The sequence below is a fragment of the Arthrobacter sp. zg-Y916 genome, assembly GCF_020907385.1.
Taxonomy (GTDB): domain Bacteria; phylum Actinomycetota; class Actinomycetes; order Actinomycetales; family Micrococcaceae; genus Arthrobacter_B; species Arthrobacter_B caoxuetaonis.
In genome coordinates this window covers 423,134-444,089 of record NZ_JAJJOD010000001.1, presented here as the reverse complement: position 1 = coordinate 444,089, position 20,956 = coordinate 423,134, and the positions used below count along the sequence as shown (strand labels likewise).

Here is a 20,956-nt window from a genome sequence, read left to right as displayed (position 1 = left end):
CGGCCGGCAGCGCGGCGGGAAGCAGGGGCGGCACGGCTACGCAGCCAGCGCGTCGCTGATCAGGGTCTTGAGCGTTCCCTTTTCAGCCAGGCCCAGGATCCGCGCAGCGACCCGGCCTTCACGGTCAAGCACCAGCGTTGTCGGCACAGCCTGCGGCGGTACGAAGCCCGTCATCGCGAGCAGCACGTCCCCGTTGCGGTCCTCGAAACTGGGGTAGGGAATGGCGAAGTTCCGTTCAAAGGCTTCCGCCGTCTTGGCCTCGTCGCGGATATTCACGCCGTAGAACCGGGCGCCTTCGGGCGAGAACTGCTCATGCAGTTCCACGAGGTCAGGAGCTTCCTTGCGGCACGGCGCACAGGCTGCGTACCAGAAATTAAGGACGACGACGTCGCCCGCCCAGTCCGCGTTGGTCACCGTAGTGCCGTCAAAAAGGGTTCCGGACAGTTTAACGGGCTCACCGCGTTCGGAGACTGCGTATTCCGTGACGGACCCGTCGCCGGCGATGTAGTTCTTGTTGTCTCCGGCTTTGGCCTGGGCGGCAAGCGGGTCCTCAACCGTGCATCCGGCCAGGGCGGCGGCCAGGGGCACGCCTACGGCCAGCCCGGCACCAATCCGCAGGAAGGACCTGCGGTGCATGGCATCGGACTGGTTGTCGCTCTGAGGTTTCTTCACGGATTTCCAGCTTTCATCGCGGCAGGGGAGGGCCACTTCTACAACGCGTAGTAATTGTATTATGCGCCGGGGATGTTCGCTGCCCCGGGCAGCAGGTCCGCGGAGGGCTCCGCATAACGAACGCCGGACAACACGTCGCCCTCGAAATCCAGGGTGGTTACGGAGGTCAGTGTGCATTCCCTGTTCCGCGGGTCATGCCACAGCCGCCGCCCCTCAGCGGCAAGCCTGGTGACCCAAATCGGCAGCTGATGGCTCACGAGGACGGCTTCGGCGCCGTCGCCGCCTGTTTCCAGTGCCCGGACCCGGGCGTCCTGCACGGCAGCCATGACGCGGTCCACCTGCTGGACATAGGGCTCACCCCAGGAAGGCTTCATGGGATTCCGGAGCAGCGGCCAGTAGCGCGGGCTGCGCAGCCGGCTCTTCACTCCAGAGAGTCCTTCAAAACGGTTTTCGGCTTCGAGGATCCGCTCGTCCGTCTCGATTTCCAGGCCCAGGGCAGCTGCGATGGGTGCGGCCGTTTCCTGCGCCCTGGTCAGCGGTGAGGCAACCAGGTGCACCAGCTTGGCGCCGTCGTTCTTCTGCGACTGGAAGTGGGAGGCGACGCGGCGGGCCATCTCCTGGCCCAGATCTGAGAGGTGAAACTCGGGCAGGCGCCCGTAAAGGACACCGTCCGGGTTAAAGACTTCTCCATGGCGGACGAGGTGGATCGAGGCACGCGACATGATTCCAAGTCTCGCAGACACGCCGGTGAAGATTAAATCTTCACAAACAGTTGAACCTTTGAGTTTTATGTGTAAGACTCAATGCAATTGCATCTAATAGCCGGGCAGGCGACCGCCGCCCGGTGATCCACGACAGGAGTTACCCCACCATGATCCCTACCGGACTTAACGCAGGCACCTGGAACCTCGACGCTTCCCACAGCGAAGTCGGCTTCACCGTCCGGCACGCCGGCATCAGCAAGGTCCGCGGCAATTTCGACAAGGTCTCGGCTGTCCTCGAAGTCGGCGAGTCCCTTGCCGGCTCCAAGATCTCCGCCACGATCGATTCCTCGTCCTTCAACTCCAACGACGCCAACCGCGACGCCCATGTCAAGGGCCCGGACTTCTTCGACGCCGAGCAGTTCCCCGAACTCACGTTCACCGCCACCAACGTGGAAGGCTCGGGCGAAAGCTACAAGCTCACGGGCGATCTGACCATCAAAGGCACCACCCGCCCCGTGACCCTGGACGTCGAATTCAACGGTGTGGCCGTTGACCCCTTCGGCGCCACCCGCGCCGGATTCTCCGCAACCACCTCGATCAGCCGCAAGGAATTCGGCCTGACGTGGAACGCTGCCCTGGAGACCGGCGGCGTACTGGTGGGCGACAAGGTAACCATCAACGTCGACGCTGCGTTCGTCGCCGCTTAGTCCCAGTCACTTAGCCCCAGTCACTTAGTCCCAGTGCAGGAGCCGTGGACCGGAACCCCCGACGGGTGTTCCGGTCCACGCTTGTTTAATCCACAGTTTCCCCGCCCACGACCGGAGAGTGTGTCCGCGCCGGTGCCGCGCCAGTGCCCCGGCGATAGACTTGTCACCTGACTTCGCAGATGGGCACACTTGCCTGCCGGCACCCGCCGGCAGGCACCAAACGGCAGGCGGGCCCCATGACCACTCCAAACATCCCTGACCCCAGCGATCCCGACGCTCCGCGGGAAACTCCCCCGCCGGACTCCGCGGTGGAAGGCGAACAAGAGCGCCAGCAGCCCCGCTACGGGCAGTACAGCAAGCCGGAACAGCCGTCCGCTCCGCCCCATGCCGGGCAGGAAGACGGTCAGGCTGGCCCAGCCGCCCCGCAGGGCGGACAGCCGGGGCAGTACGGGCAGGCAGGGCAGTACGGGCAGCCGGGGCAGTACGGGCAGCCCAGCCAATATGGGCAGGCACCTGGCCAGCCGCAGTATGGCCAGGGACCCTACGGATATCAGGCTGCCCAGCCTTCGGGCTACCCCTCGCCTGCTGGAACAGGGTCCTCCAAGGGTCCTGCGCCGCGTGAGGTTGAGCTTGGCTTCTGGCTCATCATCGCGGCCGGCGTCCTGTCCTTCATCAGCAACCTGCTGACGTCCCTGAACCTGCCGAACCTGCTCTCCCCCGAACAGACGCAGATGCTGCGGGACAGTGACATAGATCTGCAGGATGCCAGCGGCTTCCTGATCACCTTCTCGGTGCTGGTGGGGCTGATCGGCCTGGGCATGTACGTGCTGATCGCATTCTTCGTTCGACGCGGACACAATTGGGCCCGGATCGTGGGCACCGTCTTCGCTGCTTTCTCGGTTTTCGGGCTGCTGGTGTCCCTTCCGACCTACTTCGCCTCACCGCTGGGGCTGCTGTCCCTGGTCGCCACACTGGCCGGGATAGCCGGGATCGTGATGCTCTACCTGAAGCCGAGCAATCCCTACTTCCAGCGGCACGATTACAACCCTTACCGCCCGTACTAGCCGGTGGCATAAATCTTGGCTGCTCCGGCACCGGTTCACCCTAATGATGGTCACAGCAGCAGGTCCTGGGCGTAGCGTTAGCTGCCCTACAGGGAGCTGACAACCTCCCGGTAGGAGTACTGTTTTCCGGTCTCTTGAAGGCGGCGACGACTATGACCCCACCTCCCGAAGCCCCCAATTCCCCGCAAGCCGGTTCCACGTTTCTTTCCCGCCACTTCCATTTACCAGTCCGGAACCTTGGGTTCCACCGCCTGGCGGTACGGCCATCCCGGACAGGGTGGCCGGAGCGCGATTCCGCTCCGGAAACACCGGATGCGCCTGCACCGGCAGCAGCCCCTGCACCGGAGACTGCACCGGCAGCACCACCGGCGAGCGGCGCAGCCGCAGGCGCTGCACTCGCCGGCGGCGAGCGTCCAGCGATGCGTACTTCACCCCAGCCCGCTGCCAAGCTGCCGCCCCGGCCCGAACGGGCGCCCGTTCCCCAGCCGGTTCCGCCCCCTCGCCTTTCCAGCCGGAAAACCCCCCGCCGCGCTCCGCTGGCGGTCAATGCGGGTGCCTTGCTGATCTTCGCAGCCGGTGTGGTGGTCCTGGTGGCCGGTTTCCGTGCGGCCATGGACCCTGGTCGCGGAGTACCGGAAGCTACGGCACAGCTCCTGGAACTTGGCGTCCCGGCTGACACCCTGCTGGTCCTCGCCAGGGTTGCGGATGTGGCCATGACCGCCGTGACTTTTGGGGCCTGCTTCTTCCTGGCCTCAGTAATCCGCGATGGCCGGAATTGGGCGCGGGTGTGCTGCGCCGCACTGGTAGCCGCAGCTCTCTTCTTCGGCGTCCTGAACCACGCGGAACAGCATGTGGCGGCCGCACTGATCGCCGGCACCGGGCTGGCACTGTCTTTCCTGCCTGGCACCGCGAGGTATTTCGCGAGGGGCCGGGCCCGCACTTTGGGAAGCTGAACTTCTCAGCGCATCAACCGGGCCTGGGCGTCGGTCGCAAGGGCCGCCACCTGGGCGCGCTGGGCATGGTAGGCAAGGATCTGCAGTTCGGTGGCCATGTCCACCTTGCGGATCTGGATTTCGGGCGGAGCCTGCAGCACCACCGGGGCGAAGCTGAGGATGCTTGTGATCCCGGCTGCAATGAGACGGTCGCACATCTGCTGCGCCACGTCTGCCGGGACAGCCAGGACGGCCATGTTGGCCCTGGTCTTTTCGAGCACGGCTTCCATGGCATCGACCGGGCTGATCCGCAACCAGCCGACTTCCTGGCCCACGGTCATCTGGTCAGCGTCGAACAGGGCCACGACCTCGAATCCCCGCGACCCGAACCCGGGGTAGCCTGCCAGCGCCCGCCCCAAATGCCCGGCCCCCACGATGGCGACGCGCCAGTCCAGCGTCAGGCCCAGGGCCGCAGCAATCTGGCCGCTGAGGTACGGGACGTCGTAGCCCACGCCGCGTGTGCCGTAGGAGCCCAGATAGGAGAGGTCCTTGCGGAGTTTTGGTGAGTTGACTCCCGCGGCCTCCGCCAGCTCCTCGGAGGATACCCGCTCGATTCCCTCGGTCATCATGGTCCCCAGCACACGCAGGTATACGGTGAGGCGCGCCAGCGACGCCGCTGGGATGTGCCGCCCGTGGCCGGACGGCTGACGGCTTGCCGGGTCACTCATCCCTGGTACTCACCTCTGCCGCTTTCGTTGCTCAGGGCCCCGCAGCGGCGCCCGCGGACCTCCGTCCGGTACTTGCCCACTCTAGGGCCGCTCCTCGGGGCTCTCCAAGTGTTCTCCTCCTCCACGGACTTCTTCCGTCTCCCCCGGTTATGACGCCAGCAGCCGGCGCAGCCGGGCTTCATCAATGTGCCAGAAGTCCCGCTGGATTCCGTTGATCATCAGGACCGGGACCTCCTCGGAGAAACGGGCAAGGTAGTCGGGGTCACCGTCAATAGAGCGTTCCTGCCACGGAACGCCGAAATCGCCGCACACCCGGTCCAGAACCTTCCGGGCCGCCTCGCACAGGTGGCAGCCCGGGCGCGTCAGCAGCAGGACCTCCGGAACCGGCGCGGACGTTGGTACACCATTCATGACTTCCAACTTAGCCTGCACGGACCCATGTCCGTGGAACAAGCGGGTTTTTCAGTAGACTCGAGCTATGCCCCGATCCACTGCCGTCCGAGCCACCGATTATCCGGCTGCGGCAGGAACTCCGGGAGAAGCGGCTTTTTTCGACGTCGACAATACCCTTATGCGCGGTGCCAGCCTGTTCCATGTGGCGCGCAAGATGCACCAGCGGGGGGTCTTCACCCTTCGGGAGGCCGGCGGTTTCGCGTACAAGCAGCTGCGCTTCATGCTGAAGGGCGAGAACCTCAAGGACGTTCACAGCGTCCGTGACGCAGCCCTGGCCTTCGCAACGGGACTGGCAGCCGAGGACGTCCGTACCCTCGGCGAAGAGGTCTACGACGAAATGATCGTTTCGAAGATCTGGCCCGGCACCCGCGCACTGACCGAACAGCATATGAAGGCGGGCCGGCCGGTGTGGCTGGTCACGGGAACGCCGGTGGAAGTGGCATCGGTGATTGCCAGCCGGCTGTCACTGACAGGAGCCCTGGGGACTGTCAGCGAGGTGGCCGACGGCCTCTACACCGGCCGGCTGGTCGGTGAATTCCTGCACGGTCCGGCCAAGGCAGAAGGCGTCCGTGCCCTCGCCGAGCAGGAGGGACTGGATCTCTCCCGCTGCTGGGCCTACAGCGATTCCTTCAACGACGTGCCGCTGCTGACGTTGGTGGGCCATCCTGTGGCGATCAATCCTGACGCGCGCCTCCGCCGGCACGCCCGCGATCACAACTGGCCCGTCTATGATTTCCGGTCCGGACGCCGTGCCGCCACGCTCGGCCTTAAGACGGCTTCGGCTGCCGGGGCAGCCTACGGATTGTGGCGCGGCTTTTCCTGGGTCCGTTCCCGCTAGGTCCGTCCCCGCGCAGGTCTTAAAAAGCTGAAGCCCGCCAAGTCCTGAACCGGACGGCGGGCTTCTGCGGCGCTAAAGAAGAATCTACTTCTTGTTGCGGCGCTGGTGACGGGTCTTGCGAAGCAGCTTACGGTGCTTCTTCTTAGCCATACGCTTGCGGCGCTTCTTAATAACTGAACCCACAGAGTCCTCACAAACTTGAATTAGGAGCCATGCCGGTTCCTGGATCAGGGGGCCTGGGCGGCCCGCCGTCAACGGTTCCGGCAGATACTAGCCATGATTGAAACGTTCCTTAACAGGGTACCGCTTCCACGCTGTCTTTCCGGACAGCGCCGTTTGCACCCTGGCACCCGTTTCGGGTGATGCCTAAGCGGTGCCCGTCCGGCGGTCGATCACCGCGTTGCGCAGAACCTGCTGCACCGCAGATTCCGGAACCCGGTAGGACCGTCCGAACCGGACTGCCGGAAGTTCTCCGGAGTGCACCAGCCGGTAAACGGTCATCTTGGACACACGCATGACATCCGCGACCTCTGACACCGTCAGAAACCGCACGTCCGAGAAATTGCTCTCGTCTGCCATTTATCTCTTGTTCCTTCGTTCGGAAGCAACTTGCGTCCAGTCCGACTGGAGGGGCGAAGCGCAAGGAGCGCAATCCCGTCTCGTCGAACATCGGCGGCGTGTCGCCTTGATGACCATCTGATGACCGTCTAGCACTCTACTCTAGTGGCTGAAGTAACCATAGTGGAAGTTTTTCCGCTGAAAGACGGTCCCTTTCCGCGATGTTTCTTCCGCTTGCTCCCGCGGTCCGCGGCCGGCGCCGGTGCAGGACTGCAGCACGGCTTCAGGCTCCGGTGCGACGGCGCCGGGAGGCTGCTGCCAGCGCCTCGAGAATGACAGCCGACGTATCCCAGTCCATGCACTTGTCCGTGATGCTTTGCCCGTAGGTCAGCGGGCGGGGGTTCTCACTGTCGTGCGGCTGCGCGCCGCCCACCAGGAAGCTCTCCAGCATGACGCCTGCGAGCCTGTGCCGTGCATCGTGGCCGGATTCCAGCGTGGCGGCCAGTTCCAGTGCCACTTCTGCCTGGCGGTGATGGTTCTTGCCGCTGTTGGCGTGGCTGGCGTCCACGATTAGGCGCGGGTTAAGGCCCTTGCCGGCCAGGGTTTCGGATGCCGCAAGCACATCCGGGGCGGAGTAGTTCGGCCCGGAGCTGCCGCCGCGGAGGATGAGGTGCGTGTCCGGATTCCCGGCGGTACGGACCATTGATGCCCGTCCTGCGCCGTCGATCCCCAGGAATGACTGCGGAGCGGACGCGGCATCGCACGCGTCCACGGCGATCTGCAGCGAACCGTCGGTTCCGTTCTTGAAGCCGACCGGCATGGACAGCCCGGAGACCAGCTGCCGGTGGATCTGGCTCTCGGTGGTCCGGGCTCCGATTGCTCCCCACGACACCAGGTCGGCGACGTACTGGGGGCTGATGGGTTCCAGGAATTCTGTCCCGGTGGGCAGGCCGAGTTCCGCAGCCGCGATGAGGAAGCGCCGCGCGGCGAACAGCCCGGTGGCGATGTCATGGCTGCCGTCCAGGCGGGGATCGTTGATCAGCCCTTTCCATCCCACTGTGGTGCGCGGCTTTTCGAAGTAGGCCCGCAGCACCACGAGAAGATCGGACCGGTGCTCTTCGGCGGCAGCGGCAAGGCGTGCAGCGTACTCCAGCCCGGCCACCGGATCGTGGATCGAGCAGGGCCCTACGATCACAAGGAGCCGGTCATCGGCCCCGTTGAGTACGGCACGGATGTCTTCGCGCCCCCGGCTCACGACGCCGGCAAGCTCGTCGGTGAGCGGCAGTTCAGCCAGGAGATCGGCGGGTGCCGGCAGCGGGAGGAACTCGCTGACCCGCAGGTCCGACGTACGGTTTGAATGTTTTGTGCTGGTGAGGTTCATGGTCCCGTTATCCGTGTGTGAGGCCGGCGGGACTTCTCTTCAGACCCCGCCGGATATGGCGAAGGGCAAGGGAATAATCCCCTGCCCTGGTGGCTCTGAAGGTTGGCGTCAGCGAATTATCGCGCGGGCTCCTCCAGAGCCAACGAAAAATACGCATACCAACGGTTAGTCATGCCTAGACGGTAGGCCCAGGCCGCGCTGCTTGGCAAGCCGGGCGCCCGCCGGCCTGGATTGTGACGCTGCCGCCCGCCTCTCCGCCCGCTTCGTGAACATGCCTTGTCAGGCCCGCACGCCGCTCCGTAGTCTCAATGATTCCAGAGCAGAATGCTTCGAAAGGCGTTGCCCCCTTGAGTAACAAACCTCCGGCCCTGACCCGCCGTGTCCCCCGCGTCCACGACCTCGCTCCCCTGATGCAGTTCAAGAAACCTCAGCTGGGAGCAGCTGCAAAGCTGCGCCGGGCGAGCACCATCTGGGACCTGCGGGACCTGGCGAAGCGGCGCACGCCCAAGGCGCCGTTTGACTACACCGACGGCGCCGCCGAATCAGAAATCACGCTGCGGCGTGCCCGGGAGGCGTTCACCAACGTCGAGTTCCGGCCCGGAGTACTGCGGAACGTCGAAACTGTGGACCTTTCCACGACCGTGATGGGCCGCACCTCTGCCCTTCCCTTCGGAATTGCACCCACGGGGTTCACACGCATGATGCAGTCGGAGGGTGAATACGCCGGATCGCAGGCTGCAGCGGCGGCAGGGATCCCTTACACGCTCTCCACCATGGGCACGGCGTCCATCGAGGACGTCGCAGCGGCAGCACCGGATGGACGTAACTGGTTCCAGCTCTACCTCTGGACGGACCGGCAGAAGTCCAGGGAACTGATCGACCGCGCGGCAGCAGCCGGATTCGACACGCTGATGGTCACCGTGGACACCGCCGTCGCCGGTGAACGCCTCCGCGACGTGCGCAACGGCATGACCATCCCTCCGGCGCTGACACTCAAGACCGTGCTGGATGCGTCCTACCGGCCGGCCTGGTGGTTCAACTTCCTGACGCACGAGCCGCTGTCCTTCGCCAGCCTGAACCGGTACTCCGGCACCGTCGCGGACCTGATCAATTCCATGTTCGACCCCACCTTGACCTTCGATGATCTCGAGTGGCTCCGCCGGACCTGGAAGGGGAACCTGGTGGTGAAGGGGATCCAGACCCTGGAGGACGCCCGCAAGGCCGTCGATTACGGGGCAGACGGCATCGTTGTGTCCAACCACGGAGGACGCCAGCTGGACCGCGCTCCCATTCCCCTGCACCTGCTCCCGGAGATTGCTGCCGAGCTCAAGGGGAAAACCAGCATCATCCTGGACACCGGGATCATGAGCGGCGGGGACATCGTCGCTGCTCTCGCCCTGGGTGCCGACTTCACGCTGATAGGCCGCGCCTACCTGTACGGACTGATGGCCGGCGGGCGGGCCGGAGTGGACAGGACCATCGAGATCCTCTCCACCCAGGCCGCCCGCACGCTGGCGCTCATGGGGGTGGACCGCATCGCCGACCTCAAGCCGGAGCATGTCCGGCTGCTCTCGGCCTATGCCCCTCTCAGCGGGAGCCCGGGGCTGGACGCGGCCGCGGTTGACTAGATGACGCCGAGCGCCAGCATCGCGTCGGCGACCTTGACGAAGCCGCCGATGTTGGCGCCCACGACGTAGTTGCCGGGAGCCCCGTATTCTTCCGCCGTTTCCGCGCACCGGTCATGGATGTTCACCATGATTTGGCTCAGCCGCTGTTCGGTGTGTTCAAAGGACCAGGCATCGCGGCTGGCGTTCTGCTGCATTTCCAGCGCAGACGTGGCAACGCCGCCGGCGTTGGCAGCCTTGCCCGGACCGAAGAGGACGTTCGCTTCCTGGAACACCTCGATTGCCTTCGGGGTGCACGGCATATTCGCACCCTCGGCCACGGCGACAACACCCGACTTGACCAGCGAGGCGGCGTCATGTTCGCCCAGCTCGTTTTGGGTGGCGCACGGAAGGGCGACGTTCGCACCGGCGTCCCAGACGGATCCGCCGGCCACGTAGGAAACTCCGCTGCCCCTGCGCGCTGCGTACTCGGAGATGCGGCCTCGTTCGTGTTCCTTGATCTGGCGCAGCAGCGGAACATCAATGCCCGCTTCGTCCACGACATAGCCGCCGGAGTCCGAGCAGGCAATGACCTTGCCGCCCAGCGACTGCGCCTTCGCAATGGCGTTAATGGCCACGTTCCCGGAACCGGAGACGATGACCCGCTGGCCGTCCAGGCTGAGGCTCCGCGTCTTGAGCATCTCCTCGACGAACATCACCGCGCCGTAGCCGGTTGCTTCGGGACGGACCAGGGACCCGCCCCAGCTCACTCCCTTGCCGGTGAGGACGCCGGACTCGTAACGGTTCGTAATGCGCTTGTACTGCCCAAAGAGGTAACCGATTTCCCGGCCGCCCACCCCGATGTCACCGGCGGGGACGTCGGTGTATTCCCCGATGTGGCGGTACAGCTCGGTCATAAAGGACTGGCAGAACCGCATGACTTCGGCGTCGGACTTGCCCCGGGGATCGAAGTCGGAGCCGCCCTTGCCGCCGCCGATGGGCATGCCGGTCAGTGCGTTCTTGAAGATCTGCTCGAAGCCGAGGAACTTGACGATGCCCAGATAGACGGACGGATGGAAGCGGAGCCCGCCCTTGTACGGGCCAAGCGCGGAATTGAACTCGACGCGGAAGCCGCGGTTGATGCGCACATGTCCGGCGTCGTCGACCCATGGGACCCGGAAGATAATCTGCCGCTCGGGTTCGCAGATACGCTGCAGGATGGCGGCTTCGCCGAACTCGGGATGCTTGCGCAGCACCGGTTCGAGGGATTCGAAGACTTCGACCACCGCTTGGTGGAATTCGGTTTCGCCGGGATTGCGGCGGAATACTTCGTCGCGCACGCGCGTAAGAGTTGCGTCCATGTGTTGCTCCTTTGGTGATCCCCTCCCGCTTAATACGCTAGACCGATTGGTGCCTGTGCGCGATCCAGGACCGGTGCGGGATGCCGTCTAGGGGCGACGGCGACGGAACTTGGGCAGTGAACCCAGCAGATCAGCGGCGCGTTCCGCGGCGCGGCCGACGGTGCGGCCAAGCTGCTGCTGGACGCTGGCGTCGGATGCCGAAAGGTGCTCGGCGGCCCCCGGCGGCAGCTGCGCTGCCACGGCAGCGGCAGCGGTTTGCCGGCCTGCCTCGGACGCTGGGCGTCCGGCAAACAGGGACCGGCCGCCGCGTGTTTCGGCTGTCTCCAGCCCGGCGGCGACGCCGGCCAGACGCGGAGTGGTGGGCTGGGCGGCGGTAAGTGATGGCAGATCAAATGCGCTTAGCCATAGTACTACTTCATCGAGGGGGGCCGTCTTCAGCGCGTAGTAACGGCGCTGGCCGTCAGCGCGCATGGTGACAAGGCCGGCCTCGCGCAGGACCTTCAGGTGCTTCGACACCGTGGGCTGGCTGACCTCCAGTTCTTCAACCAGCGTTCCAACGGATTTGTCCCCGCCACGGAGGGCACCGAGGATTTCACGCCGGGTGCCTTCCGCGATGACAGCGAATACATCGTCAATGACCATAGGCATTACCTTAGCGGTACATGCCCCCGGCGGCCTTCCCGCCATCGGGACGTGCAGCGGACTAGTCGAACCAGGGGTCCAGTCCGTGGAGCGGGAAGATCTCCTTGCGGGTGGCCATGACAGTCCGGTCAATGTCGTCATTGGGGTCGTAGCCAACTTCCCAGGACCGCCACCACATGTCCACGCCGTCCCCCATCGCCTGCGGGGTATCGATGCCGTGCCGTTCCCGGACGTAGTCGCGCCAGGCGGCCGGAACCGGCGTCGTCACCGGCATTCGGTGGTTCGCAGCCACTGCCAGCAGCAGGGCCCAGGACCGCGGAACCACACTCGCAACGTTGTAGCCGCCACCGCCGGTGGCTACCCAGCGGCCTTCGCTGAACTGGTCGGCCAGCCCGGAAATGCTCAGCGCTGCCTGCCGCTGGGTATCCACGGAAAGCCGCAGGTTGGACAGCGGGTCGTCCCGGTGTCCGTCGCAGCCGTGCTGGCTGATGATCACCTGCGGCTCAAAGGCACCGGTGAGCTGCGGGACGACGGCGTGGAAGGCCCGGAGCCAGCCGGCGTCCGAGGTGCCCGGCGGCAGGGCCACGTTCACCGCTGTGCCCGGCGCGTCCGGTCCCCCGGCTTCGTTGGCGAATCCCGTGCCCGGGAAAAGCGAAAGCCCTGTCTCGTGCAGGGAAATGGTCATGACGCGCGGGTCGTTCCAGAAGATCGACTGCGTGCCGTCACCGTGGTGCGCGTCGACGTCGATGTAGAGGACTCGGGTATAGCCGGCAGCAAGGAAACGGTCGACGGCGGCAGCGGCGTCGTTGTAGATGCAGAACCCGGAGGCCTTGCCGGCCGCGGCGTGGTGCATTCCTCCGCTGAAGTTCACTGCGTGCAGCGCTTCGCCGGACAGCACCGCTTCCGCCGCTGCCAGCGATCCCCCAAAGAGCCTGGCGCTGGCTTCGTGCATGCCCTCAAAGGCCGGGTCGTCTTCGGTCCCCAGTCCCAGCGGTTCATTTACCTGTCCGGGATTCCGGCTGACGTCACGCACGGCGGCAACGTATTCGGGCAGATGGACCCGGGCCAGCTGGGAGTCGCTTGCGACGAACGAATCGGTCAGGCTCACCTGCGGCAGGTCGAAGATTCCCAGTTCCTTCGCGAGCCGGGCAGTGAGGTCCAGGCGGAGCGGACTCATGGGATGGTTTGGCCCAAAGTTGTAGCCCATCATCGACTCGTCCCACACGATGCGTGTTGGAATCGCGGGGAGGCTCAGCCCGGAAGTGGTCATGCTCACAGGCTACGCGATGCGGCCCCCGCGTCCCGCAACGCCGGCGGCAGGGTTAAGTGGTTTACTACCTATTCAGGACCACCGCGCACAGAACTGGACTTTTCTACCCATGGCATCCGATCCTCAGCTGACGCGGCAGACCAACCTGCGCCGCCCCCTCGGCTTGGTAGTTGCAGCCCGGGACTTCATAGACGCCGTGGCCAACTCGTCCCCGGCGCGGCTGGCCCTGATCGTCTTTTCCCTTGTCATCCTGTTGTTCACGGCCCTCCTGGCACTGCCCGTGGCGTCCTCCTCGGGGCAGGCCACCGCCCTGCATGATGCGTTGTTCACGGCTGTTTCGGCCGTCTGCGTCACCGGGCTGACCGTGGTGTCCACGGCAACCCACTGGTCCGCGTTCGGCCAGGTACTCATTCTGGTGGCTATCCAGGTGGGCGGCCTGGGCATCCTGACCATGGCTTCACTGCTGGCGCTGGCCGTGAACCGGCGTCTGGGCCTGCGCGGCAAGCTGATCGCACAGGAAGGCATGAACACCGGCCGCCTGGGCGAGGTCGGCAACCTGCTGCGGATCGTTGTCAGCACAACGGTGCTGATTGAACTCGCGCTGGCCGCTGTGCTGGCACCCCGGTTCATGATCTTGGGCGAGTCACCGGGACAGGCGATTTGGCACGCCGTCTTTTACGCCGTCTCCTCCTTCAACAACGCCGGGTTCACGCCGCACTCGGACGGTTTGGTGCCGTACGAATATGACCTGTGGGTCCTGGTGCCGATCATGGTCGGCGTCTTCATTGGCAGCCTGGGCTTCCCGGTCATCATGGTCCTGCTGCAGAGCCGGCTGCGGGCCCGGGGTTGGAACCTGCACACCAAGCTCACGGTGCTGATGTCACTGATCCTGTTGGTTGCCGGCACGCTGCTCTGGGCGGTTTTCGAATGGTTCAACCAGCGCACCATTGCCGGGATGGGCGTGGGAGAGAAGATCCTGCACGCCCTGTTCGCCTCCGTGATGATGCGTTCGGGCGGCTTCAGCCTGGTGGACATGGCGGACCAGGACGCCTCCACCCTGCTCATCACGGACATGCTGATGTTCGCCGGCGGCGGCTCCGCATCGACGGCCGGCGGCATCAAGGTGACCACCATTGCCGTGATCTTCCTGGCCATCGTTGCCGAGGCCCGCGGTGACACGGACGTCCGCGCCTTCGGACGGAACATCCCGGCCGGTGCCCTGCGCGTGGCCATTTCCGTGGTGATCCTGGGCGCAACCATGGTGGCGGTGGCTACCATCGGGCTGCTGGTCGTCACGGACGAAACCCTGCAGCCGGTACTGTTCGAAGTGATCTCTGCCTTCGCTACCGTAGGACTAAGTGTTGGGCTCAGTCCCGAGCTGCCGCCGTCTGGCAAGTACATCCTGGCCGGCCTGATGTTCGCCGGGCGCGTGGGCACCATCACCCTGGCCGCCGCCCTGGCGCTGCGGCAACGCAAGCCGTTGTACCACTACCCCGAGGAAAGGCCCATCATTGGCTGAGAGACCGCCGCACAACGCCCCCGTCCTGGTTATTGGGCTGGGACGCTTCGGTTCTGCCACCGCCGAGCAGCTGGTGAAGCAGGGCCGGGAAGTCCTGGCGATCGAGCGGGACCCGGACCTGGTGCAGAAGGCCTCGGGAAAGCTCACCCACGTGGTCCAGGCGGATGCGACCAACATTGACGCGCTGAAGCAGCTCGGCGCGCAGGACTTCTCCGCCGCCGTCGTGGGCGTGGGCACGTCAATCGAGTCCAGCGTGCTGATTACCGTGAACCTGGTGGATCTGGGCATCGAGCACCTGTGGGTCAAGGCGATCACGCCCGCCCACGGCAAGATCCTGACCCGGATCGGCGCCAACCACGTGATTTACCCGGAGGCCGATGCGGGCCAGCGGGCCGCACACCTGGTGGGCGGCCGGATGCTGGACTTCATCGAGTTCGACGACGACTTCGCAATTGTCAAGATGTACCCGCCCAAGGAGACCCAGGGATTCACCCTGCGCGAGTCCAACGTGCGGTCCAAATACGGGGTCACGATCGTCGGGGTGAAGTCCCCGGGCGAGGACTTCACCTACGCCCAGGCGGACACCCGGGTCTCCAGCCGGGACGTGCTGATCGTTTCCGGCCACGTGGACCTGCTGGAACGGTTCGCCTCGCGCCCCTAGCGGGCGGTCCCTCCGCTAGGAAGCGGCGTTCAACTCACCGGTGATTTCTGCAGAGCGTTCGGCGGCCGCGGCCATGCCGGCTGCAATGATGCCCGGCAGGTCCCGGTCCGCGAAGACTCCGATGGCCGCTTCCGTGGTCCCGTTGGGGCTGGTCACGGCCCTGCGGAGGGCCGCGGCGTCGGCTCCGGGTTCGGCCAGCATGGCGCCGGCGCCGGCCAGGGTTTCGGCGGCAAGCAGGACCGCCAGCTCCGGCTCGAGCCCCAGTTCCGCTCCGGCCTTCGCCATGGCTTCAGCAAGATAGAAAGCGTAAGCGGGTCCGGATCCGCTGACTGAACCTACGGCGTTGATCTGCTCTTCGGGAACCTGGACCACGCGCCCGGTTCCCGCCAGGAGCGAGCGCACCAGTTCCACGGACGCCGGTGCAGCCGCAGCTCCGGCGGACAGCGCGGTGACGCCCCGGCCCAGCTTGGCCGGAGTGTTGGGCATGGTGCGGATGACCTGGGCCCCGGCCGGCAGGGCGGCTTCCATCAATTCCAGCGGCACCGCGGCAGCAACGCTCACGACGACGGCGCCGGGCTTCAGCACCGGTCCCACCTCGGTGAGCATGGCACGCACGCCGGCGGGCTTGACCCCTACGATCAGCACGTCGGCTTCCGCTGCGGCGTTCCGGTTGGCGGCTTCGTCCTCCGAGCCTGCCAAGACGGTGATCCCATGGCGGACACGCAGTTCGGCGGCCCGTTCGGCGCGGCGGACGGTGGCAGTGACCCGGTCCTTGGGGAAGCCTCCGGCGAGGATGCCGCCGAGGATGGCTTCGTTCATGGAACCGCAGCCGAGGAATGAGATTCGGGGAGAAGTGGGCATGGCCCGATTCTTTCATGCCCTCCCCGCAGCCCCGAATACGCCTGATTCGGAGCTAATATCCAGCTTCCTCAATGCTCCTGCACATCGTCGGTGCCTATTGTGGGTACTGCCTCTTGGAGGTGCGAGTGATGAAGGGCCGGTTTTCCGGTCCTGTGGTGCCGGCGATTCGTGGATGTTCCCCCCAACCGTCCCGTTGCAATCGTCGGCACACACTCGTTTAACCGCCCGGTTCCGGGCTTCTTTCCGCCGTTATTCGTCCAGGACCTGGTTCAGGTTTACCCGGGCGAACTCCAGCGTCTGGCGCAGCATTTCTTCCCGTTCGCCGGGCTCTTTGGCCTTGCGGGTGCTGACTTCAATGGCCACGGTCCCTGTGTACCCCGTCTCTGAAAGGTACTGCAGGGCTTCGGCGCAGCGCTGTGTCCCTTCCCCGGGGAGCAGGTGCTCATCCTTGCCGTTGGGCGTTCCGTCGGTCAGGTGGACATGGCTCAGCCGGGTCCCCAGCCTGCGGATCTCTTCGTAGGAGTCCATTCCCGCGATCGCAGCATGGGAGAAGTCCCAGGTCACATGCTCGTAGGGTTCCGGAAGCGGGTTCCAGTGGGGCAGGTACGCCTTGGCCTCCCGGCCGCGGACCCGCCACGGATACATGTTCTCCACCGCAATGGTGACGCCGTACTGCTCGGCAATGTGCCGCACGCCTTCAGCAAAGTTTCCGGCATAGCCGGTCTGCCAGCGGAACGGCGGGTGCGCCACCACGACGCTCGCCCCGACTTCGGCGGCCATCGCGGCGGAAAGCTCGATCTTGGTCCATGCTTTACCCCAGACCTGCTGTGTCAGCAGCAGGGTGGGAGCATGGATCGCGAGCACCGGCATCCGGTACCGCTCGATCAGGTCCTTCAGGGTCTCCGGATTCCGGCTGATCTGGCTGCCCGTGACCATCACCTCCACCCCGTCGTATCCGAGGTCGTGCGCCACCGCAAAAGTGTCATGGACAGAGAGCGGATAGACCGAGGAACTGGACAACGCCACCGGGATACGCGGCAGGTTGGAGGCGGGTTGGACAGGCTTTGGTGAGGTTAGGGTCATGTTGTGCTCGCACTTCCGTTCGATTCACCGGCAACAGCCAGGACCAGCGCCCCGGCCGGTTCCTGCGGGTATGTTTCAGGCCCGGCCGGCAGCGGGCCCGGGGTGTCGAAACGCAGCGTGTCGAACCGCTGCAGGATCAGCCCCTCGCGCAGCGCCCAGGGGCAGATGCGCAGGGACTTGAGATCAAACGCTTCCATGGCGGCCTCCGCGACCAGGGCTCCGGCCAGCAGCTGGGGAGCCCTCAGCGCCGAGACGCCGTCCAGCCGGGAAATGTCGGCAGCGCTCATCCCGGACAGCCGCTGGACAAGCTGGGAAAGGTCGCTGCGGCGCAGCTTCCGCTTGGCGTAGGGGCCGGCCGCCGAGGGTGCCGCGCCGCACACACGGGCCAGTGAGCGGAAAGTCTTCGAGGTTCCCGTCGCCACGTGCGGCGTTCCGTACGGGAGAAATTCCAGCAGCGCGTCCTGCACCGTGTCCCTGATGTAGGCCCGCAGGGCCGCCACGCGGCGGGGTGCGGGCGGGTCTGTCTGAAGCCAGTCCCGGGTGAGGCGTCCGGCTCCCAGCGGAACGGAGACGGCGACGTCGGGCAGTTCGTCCTGTCCCTGCGCCAGTTCGAAGGACCCGCCGCCAATGTCCAGGTCAAGCAGGCTGCCTGCACCCCAGCCGTACCAGCGCCTGGCGGCCAGGTAGGTCATGGAGGCTTCCTGCCGTCCGCTCAGCTCCCGAAGGGCGACGCCGGTCTGCTCCTCCACGTGTTCCAGCACCAAGGGCCCGTTTGCTGATTCCCGGATGGCTGAGGTGCTGAACGCGAGCAGGTCCCGGGCTCGGTGCCGGGCGGCGAACTCACGTGCCTCCAGCACGAATTCCACGAGGAGCCGCTGCCCCTCGTCCGTGATCGCGCCGTCGTCGTCCAGATGGGTCACCAGCTGCAGCGGCCGCTTGTGGGAGGCATACGGAACGGGCCGGGCACCGGGGTGCGCGTCCACCAGCAGCAGGTGGACGGTGTTTGAGCCGATATCCAGGACGCCTAGACGCATGGTTCCATTATCGCGCCGCTGTTGCCGCGCACGCGTTCCCGGCCCCGGGGAGGGGTCAGGAGGGCGTGCACGGCAGCGGGCACGTGCTTACTTCTTCGCTGCGGCGCGCTTGCGGACCGGCTTCTTGGCAGCCGGACCCTTTTCGCGCTTCTCGGCCAGGAGTTCCAGTGCCCGTTCCCGGGTCAGCTCCTCGATGGCCATGGACCGCGGAACCGTGATGTTGGTGATCCCGTCGGTGATGTACGGCCCGAACCGGCCGTCCTTCACGACTACGGGCTTCTCCGACACCGGATCGGTACCGAACTCCGCCAGCGGGGCAGCTGCCTGGCGTCCGCCGCGCTGCTTCGGCTGCGAGTAGATCTCCAGGGCCTGCTCAAGCGTGATGGTGAAGATTTCCTCTTCGGAGCCGATCGACCGGGAGTCGGTGCCCTTCTTGAGGTAGGGACCGAACCGGCCGTTCTGCACCGTGATCTCATTGCCTTCGGCATCTGTCCCGAGCACGCGCGGAAGCCGCATCAGCTTCAGGGCTTCCTCCAGGGTGACCGTCTCAACGCTCATGGACTTGAAGAGCGAGCCGGTGCGCGGCTTGACCTTGACGGGCTTCTTGGGGGGCTTGGGCTTGCCGTTCTTGTAGTATTCCACCGGCTGGTTGGCCAGTTCCTCAGCCGTCATCTCCGGGATCAGTTCAATCACGTAGGGCCCGTAGCGGCCGTTGCGTGCCACAATCGTGCGGCCGGTTTCCGGATCTTCGCCCAGGACGCGTTCCTCGGGTCCGGCGCTGTTCATCAGCTCGAGCGCCTTCTCGGCGGTCAGCTCATCCGGAGCCAGGTCCTCAGGGACGTTGGCGCGGTCCGGCTCGGTGCCTTCCGGTGCATCCGCAGGCAGCGGGCGCTCCAGGTACGGGCCGAACTTGCCCACGCGCAGGACGATTCCGTCAGCAATCTCGATCGAGTTCACTGCCCTCGCGTCGATTTCGCCGAGGTCGTTCACGATCGTGTGCAGGCCGGTTTCGACGCGGTCGCCGTAGTAGAACTGGTTCAGCCACTCCACGCGGCCGGCTTCGCCGCGGGCAATGCGGTCCAGGTCCTCTTCCATTTCCGCGGTGAAGTCGTAGTCCACGTAATCCGTGAAGTGCTCCTCCAGCAGGCGCACCACGGAGAACGCGATCCAGCTCGGAACCAGCGCCTGGCCGCGGGTGGTGACGTACCCGCGGTCCATGATGGTGGAGATGGTCGCTGCGTAGGTCGAAGGCCGTCCGATGCCGAGCTCTTCCAGCATCTTCACCAGCGAAGCTTCGGTGAAACGCGGCGGCGGGGACGTTTCATGGCCGCCGGCAGCCAGGTCGGCTGCGCTGAGCGGATCATCCTTCTTCAGGATCGGCAGGCGCGAATCGTCGCTGCCGTCTTCCTCGTTGCGCGAAGCATCATGGCCCTCTTCGTAGGCAGCCATGAAGCCCCGGAAGGTGATGACCGTACCGCTGGCCGAGAACTCGGCGTCGCGCCCGTCCGCGGACACCGCACCCAGCTTGACCGACGCCGTCGAACCCTTGGCATCAGCCATCTGGGAGGCCACAGTGCGCTTCCAGATCAGCTCGTACAGCTTGAATTCGTCGCCGCGCAGCGAAGATGCCACCTGCGCCGGCGTGCGGAAGGAGTCACCGGCGGGGCGGATGGCCTCGTGGGCTTCCTGCGCGTTCTTGGACTTGCCCTTGTACACGCGGCGGGCTTCCGGCACGTATTCGGGTCCGTACAGTTCCGAGGCCTGGCGGCGGGCGGCATTGATCGCCTGGTCCGAAAGGGCCGGCGAATCGGTACGCATATAGGTGATGTAGCCGTTTTCATACAGCCGCTGTGCCACCTGCATGGTCACGCGGGAGGAGAAACGCAGCTTGCGGCTGGCTTCCTGCTGCAGCGTGGAGGTGGTGAACGGCGCCGCCGGGCGGCGGGTGTACGGCTTGGTTTCCAGTGACCGGACGGTGAACGACGCATCCTGGAGGCCGGCTGCCAGGGAGACGGCGGCCGCTTCATCCAGGTGCGTGACAGTCTTGGACTTGAGCTCACCGCGGTCGGTGAAGTCCTTGCCGGTGGCAATACGTGCACCGTCGACCGAGGTCAGACGTGCCTTGAAGGTTTCCGAGGACGCCGTGGCGAAGGTGCCCAGCAGGTCCCAGTAGGACGCGGAGCGGAAGGCCATGCGTTCGCGTTCGCGCTCGACCACCAGCCGGGTAGCGACGGACTGCACGCGGCCGGCGGAGAGTCCGCGGGCGACCTTGCGCCAGAGCACGGGAGAAATCTCGTACCCGTAGAGGCGGTCGAGGATGCGGCGGGTTTCCTGCGCATCGACCATCGAGATGTCGACGTCGCGCATCTCCAGCAGGGCGCGCTGGATGGCTTCCTTGGTGATTTCGGGGAAGGTCAGGCGGTGCACCGGAACCTTGGGCTTGAGCACCTGGAGCAGGTGCCAGGCAATGGCTTCGCCTTCGCGGTCACCGTCAGTTGCGAGATAGAGCTCGTCGGCGTCCTTCAGGGCGGCCTTGAGCTCGGCGACCTTCTTCTTTTTATCCGTGGAGACCACGTAGTAGGGCTCGAAGTCCTTTTCGACGTCGACGGCGAACTTGCCCAGCGAGGACTTCTTCAGCTCAGCCGGGAGGTCAGACGGCTGGGGAAGGTCCCGGATATGGCCCATTGAGGCGGTCACCTCGAAGCCTTCACCAAGGTATCCGGCAATAGTCTTGCCCTTGGCCGGTGACTCGACAATTACCAGCTTCTTCTTCTTGCCGGTCGACTTGTCCGTTGCCTTAACTGGCACTGTTCTCCTACGTACGGGTGGATCATAAACGGGTGATGGACGGCGCAGGCGATTGGACCGCAGGCGTGCTCATCCT

Annotated in this window: 21 protein-coding genes; 7 read left to right on the top strand and 14 right to left on the bottom strand. The window is 65.4% G+C overall.

Translation table 11 applies throughout. The features are described from left to right. Positions 1–36: 36 nt before the first annotated feature. Together LOC59_RS02110 and LOC59_RS02105 are read right to left on the bottom strand one after the other, a co-directional pair. Positions 37–636: a TlpA family protein disulfide reductase gene (locus tag LOC59_RS02110; RefSeq protein ID WP_227894571.1), complete on the bottom strand. Its 600-nt coding sequence runs from the start codon at positions 634–636 to the stop codon at positions 37–39. Between the two features lie 95 nt (positions 637–731). Beyond that, positions 732–1,394 (bottom strand): histidine phosphatase family protein, encoded by a 663-nt coding sequence (locus tag LOC59_RS02105; RefSeq protein ID WP_227894570.1) that lies wholly within the window; start codon positions 1,392–1,394, stop codon positions 732–734. A 149-nt stretch (positions 1,395–1,543) separates the two neighbouring features. Here LOC59_RS02105 and LOC59_RS02100 point away from each other — a divergent pair, with 149 nt between their 5' ends. The 3 genes from LOC59_RS02100 to LOC59_RS02090 all read left to right on the top strand — a co-directional run bounded on the left by LOC59_RS02100 (position 1,544) and on the right by LOC59_RS02090 (position 4,100). Beyond that, complete coding sequence (locus LOC59_RS02100) at positions 1,544–2,083, top strand: YceI family protein (RefSeq protein ID WP_227894107.1); 540 nt, start codon at positions 1,544–1,546, stop codon at positions 2,081–2,083. Positions 2,084–2,319: 236 nt separating this feature from the next. Then, on the top strand, positions 2,320–3,147 hold the full coding sequence (locus LOC59_RS02095; protein WP_227894106.1) for a hypothetical protein: 828 nt from the start codon (positions 2,320–2,322) through the stop codon (positions 3,145–3,147). A gap of 419 nt (positions 3,148–3,566) precedes the next feature. After that, complete coding sequence (locus tag LOC59_RS02090; protein WP_227894105.1) at positions 3,567–4,100, top strand: hypothetical protein; 534 nt, start codon at positions 3,567–3,569, stop codon at positions 4,098–4,100. 5 nt (positions 4,101–4,105) lie between these two features. On the opposite strand, the gene LOC59_RS02085 is transcribed toward LOC59_RS02090, so the two are convergent. Together LOC59_RS02085 and LOC59_RS02080 are read right to left on the bottom strand one after the other, a co-directional pair. After that, complete coding sequence (locus LOC59_RS02085; RefSeq protein ID WP_227894104.1) at positions 4,106–4,807, bottom strand: redox-sensing transcriptional repressor Rex; 702 nt, start codon at positions 4,805–4,807, stop codon at positions 4,106–4,108. 147 nt (positions 4,808–4,954) lie between these two features. Continuing rightward, positions 4,955–5,218 (bottom strand): glutaredoxin family protein, encoded by a 264-nt coding sequence (locus tag LOC59_RS02080; protein WP_227894103.1) that lies wholly within the window; start codon positions 5,216–5,218, stop codon positions 4,955–4,957. 67 nt (positions 5,219–5,285) lie between these two features. On the opposite strand from LOC59_RS02080, the gene LOC59_RS02075 reads away from it, so the two are divergent. Beyond that, a complete protein-coding gene (locus LOC59_RS02075) occupies positions 5,286–6,098 on the top strand; it encodes an HAD family hydrolase (RefSeq protein WP_227894102.1) in 813 nt (270 codons plus the stop codon). A gap of 84 nt (positions 6,099–6,182) precedes the next feature. Here the strand turns inward: LOC59_RS02075 and LOC59_RS02070 are convergent, their stop codons facing one another. The 3 genes from LOC59_RS02070 to LOC59_RS02060 all read right to left on the bottom strand — a co-directional run bounded on the left by LOC59_RS02070 (position 6,183) and on the right by LOC59_RS02060 (position 8,037). Further along, the gene (locus LOC59_RS02070) at positions 6,183–6,281 is read right to left on the bottom strand and encodes a 30S ribosomal protein bS22 (RefSeq protein WP_003792170.1); all 99 of its coding nucleotides are present in this window, start codon (positions 6,279–6,281) and stop codon (positions 6,183–6,185) included. A gap of 183 nt (positions 6,282–6,464) precedes the next feature. After that, entirely contained in the window at positions 6,465–6,677 is a 213-nt protein-coding gene (locus LOC59_RS02065; protein WP_227894101.1) for a helix-turn-helix domain-containing protein, read from the bottom strand. A gap of 262 nt (positions 6,678–6,939) precedes the next feature. Next, positions 6,940–8,037 carry a 3-deoxy-7-phosphoheptulonate synthase gene (locus LOC59_RS02060; RefSeq protein WP_227894100.1) on the bottom strand — a complete coding sequence of 366 codons (1,098 nt, stop codon included), beginning with the start codon at positions 8,035–8,037 and terminating at the stop codon, positions 6,940–6,942. A gap of 410 nt (positions 8,038–8,447) precedes the next feature. Here LOC59_RS02060 and LOC59_RS02055 point away from each other — a divergent pair, with 410 nt between their 5' ends. Continuing rightward, a complete protein-coding gene (locus LOC59_RS02055; protein ID WP_331460401.1) occupies positions 8,448–9,665 on the top strand; it encodes an alpha-hydroxy acid oxidase in 1,218 nt (405 codons plus the stop codon). Here LOC59_RS02055 and gdhA read toward each other — a convergent pair. The 3 genes from gdhA to LOC59_RS02040 form a co-directional block, all read right to left on the bottom strand. Then, positions 9,662–11,002 (bottom strand): NADP-specific glutamate dehydrogenase, encoded by a 1,341-nt coding sequence (gdhA, locus tag LOC59_RS02050; RefSeq protein WP_227894098.1) that lies wholly within the window; start codon positions 11,000–11,002, stop codon positions 9,662–9,664. The genes LOC59_RS02055 and gdhA overlap by 4 nt on opposite strands. An 87-nt stretch (positions 11,003–11,089) precedes the next feature. After that, positions 11,090–11,644, bottom strand: coding sequence for an ArsR/SmtB family transcription factor (locus LOC59_RS02045; protein ID WP_227894097.1), 555 nt, complete (start codon positions 11,642–11,644; stop codon positions 11,090–11,092). 61 nt (positions 11,645–11,705) lie between these two features. Continuing rightward, positions 11,706–12,914, bottom strand: a complete 1,209-nt coding sequence (locus LOC59_RS02040; protein ID WP_227894096.1) for an acetoin utilization protein AcuC — start codon at positions 12,912–12,914, stop codon at positions 11,706–11,708. A gap of 109 nt (positions 12,915–13,023) precedes the next feature. On the opposite strand from LOC59_RS02040, the gene LOC59_RS02035 reads away from it, so the two are divergent. Together LOC59_RS02035 and LOC59_RS02030 are read left to right on the top strand one after the other, a co-directional pair. After that, a complete protein-coding gene (locus LOC59_RS02035; RefSeq protein WP_229970450.1) occupies positions 13,024–14,433 on the top strand; it encodes a TrkH family potassium uptake protein in 1,410 nt (469 codons plus the stop codon). Further along, on the top strand, positions 14,426–15,094 hold the full coding sequence (locus LOC59_RS02030; protein WP_227894094.1) for a potassium channel family protein: 669 nt from the start codon (positions 14,426–14,428) through the stop codon (positions 15,092–15,094). Before LOC59_RS02035 ends, LOC59_RS02030 begins: the two co-directional genes overlap by 8 nt. Positions 15,095–15,109: 15 nt before the next feature. On the opposite strand, the gene proC is transcribed toward LOC59_RS02030, so the two are convergent. From proC to topA, 4 genes are all read right to left on the bottom strand, one after another. Then, complete coding sequence (proC, locus tag LOC59_RS02025) at positions 15,110–15,955, bottom strand: pyrroline-5-carboxylate reductase (protein ID WP_229970447.1); 846 nt, start codon at positions 15,953–15,955, stop codon at positions 15,110–15,112. 249 nt (positions 15,956–16,204) lie between these two features. Next, positions 16,205–17,038, bottom strand: coding sequence for a sugar phosphate isomerase/epimerase family protein (locus LOC59_RS02020; RefSeq protein ID WP_227915585.1), 834 nt, complete (start codon positions 17,036–17,038; stop codon positions 16,205–16,207). Continuing rightward, a complete protein-coding gene (locus LOC59_RS02015) occupies positions 17,035–18,072 on the bottom strand; it encodes a Ppx/GppA phosphatase family protein (RefSeq protein WP_229970445.1) in 1,038 nt (345 codons plus the stop codon). The genes LOC59_RS02020 and LOC59_RS02015 overlap by 4 nt, the downstream gene beginning before the upstream one ends. Before the next feature lie 87 nt (positions 18,073–18,159). Beyond that, positions 18,160–20,880, bottom strand: a complete 2,721-nt coding sequence (gene topA / locus LOC59_RS02010) for a type I DNA topoisomerase (protein WP_227894090.1) — start codon at positions 20,878–20,880, stop codon at positions 18,160–18,162. Positions 20,881–20,956 lie beyond the last annotated feature (76 nt).

Coding starts and splice junctions, on each gene's coding strand:
- LOC59_RS02110 (WP_227894571.1), bottom strand. CDS start 636: ATGCACCGCAGGTCCTTCCTGCGGATTGGTGCCGGGCTGGCCGTAGGC.
- LOC59_RS02105 (WP_227894570.1), bottom strand. CDS start 1,394: ATGTCGCGTGCCTCGATCCACCTCGTCCGCCATGGAGAAGTCTTTAAC.
- LOC59_RS02100 (WP_227894107.1), top strand. CDS start 1,544: ATGATCCCTACCGGACTTAACGCAGGCACCTGGAACCTCGACGCTTCC.
- LOC59_RS02095 (WP_227894106.1), top strand. CDS start 2,320: ATGACCACTCCAAACATCCCTGACCCCAGCGATCCCGACGCTCCGCGG.
- LOC59_RS02090 (WP_227894105.1), top strand. CDS start 3,567: ATGCGTACTTCACCCCAGCCCGCTGCCAAGCTGCCGCCCCGGCCCGAA.
- LOC59_RS02085 (WP_227894104.1), bottom strand. CDS start 4,807: ATGAGTGACCCGGCAAGCCGTCAGCCGTCCGGCCACGGGCGGCACATC.
- LOC59_RS02080 (WP_227894103.1), bottom strand. CDS start 5,218: ATGAATGGTGTACCAACGTCCGCGCCGGTTCCGGAGGTCCTGCTGCTG.
- LOC59_RS02075 (WP_227894102.1), top strand. CDS start 5,286: ATGCCCCGATCCACTGCCGTCCGAGCCACCGATTATCCGGCTGCGGCA.
- LOC59_RS02065 (WP_227894101.1), bottom strand. CDS start 6,677: ATGGCAGACGAGAGCAATTTCTCGGACGTGCGGTTTCTGACGGTGTCA.
- LOC59_RS02060 (WP_227894100.1), bottom strand. CDS start 8,037: ATGAACCTCACCAGCACAAAACATTCAAACCGTACGTCGGACCTGCGG.
- LOC59_RS02055 (WP_331460401.1), top strand. CDS start 8,448: ATGCAGTTCAAGAAACCTCAGCTGGGAGCAGCTGCAAAGCTGCGCCGG.
- gdhA (WP_227894098.1), bottom strand. CDS start 11,002: ATGGACGCAACTCTTACGCGCGTGCGCGACGAAGTATTCCGCCGCAAT.
- LOC59_RS02045 (WP_227894097.1), bottom strand. CDS start 11,644: ATGGTCATTGACGATGTATTCGCTGTCATCGCGGAAGGCACCCGGCGT.
- LOC59_RS02040 (WP_227894096.1), bottom strand. CDS start 12,914: ATGACCACTTCCGGGCTGAGCCTCCCCGCGATTCCAACACGCATCGTG.
- LOC59_RS02035 (WP_229970450.1), top strand. CDS start 13,024: ATGGCATCCGATCCTCAGCTGACGCGGCAGACCAACCTGCGCCGCCCC.
- proC (WP_229970447.1), bottom strand. CDS start 15,955: ATGCCCACTTCTCCCCGAATCTCATTCCTCGGCTGCGGTTCCATGAAC.
- LOC59_RS02020 (WP_227915585.1), bottom strand. CDS start 17,038: ATGACCCTAACCTCACCAAAGCCTGTCCAACCCGCCTCCAACCTGCCG.
- LOC59_RS02015 (WP_229970445.1), bottom strand. CDS start 18,072: ATGCGTCTAGGCGTCCTGGATATCGGCTCAAACACCGTCCACCTGCTG.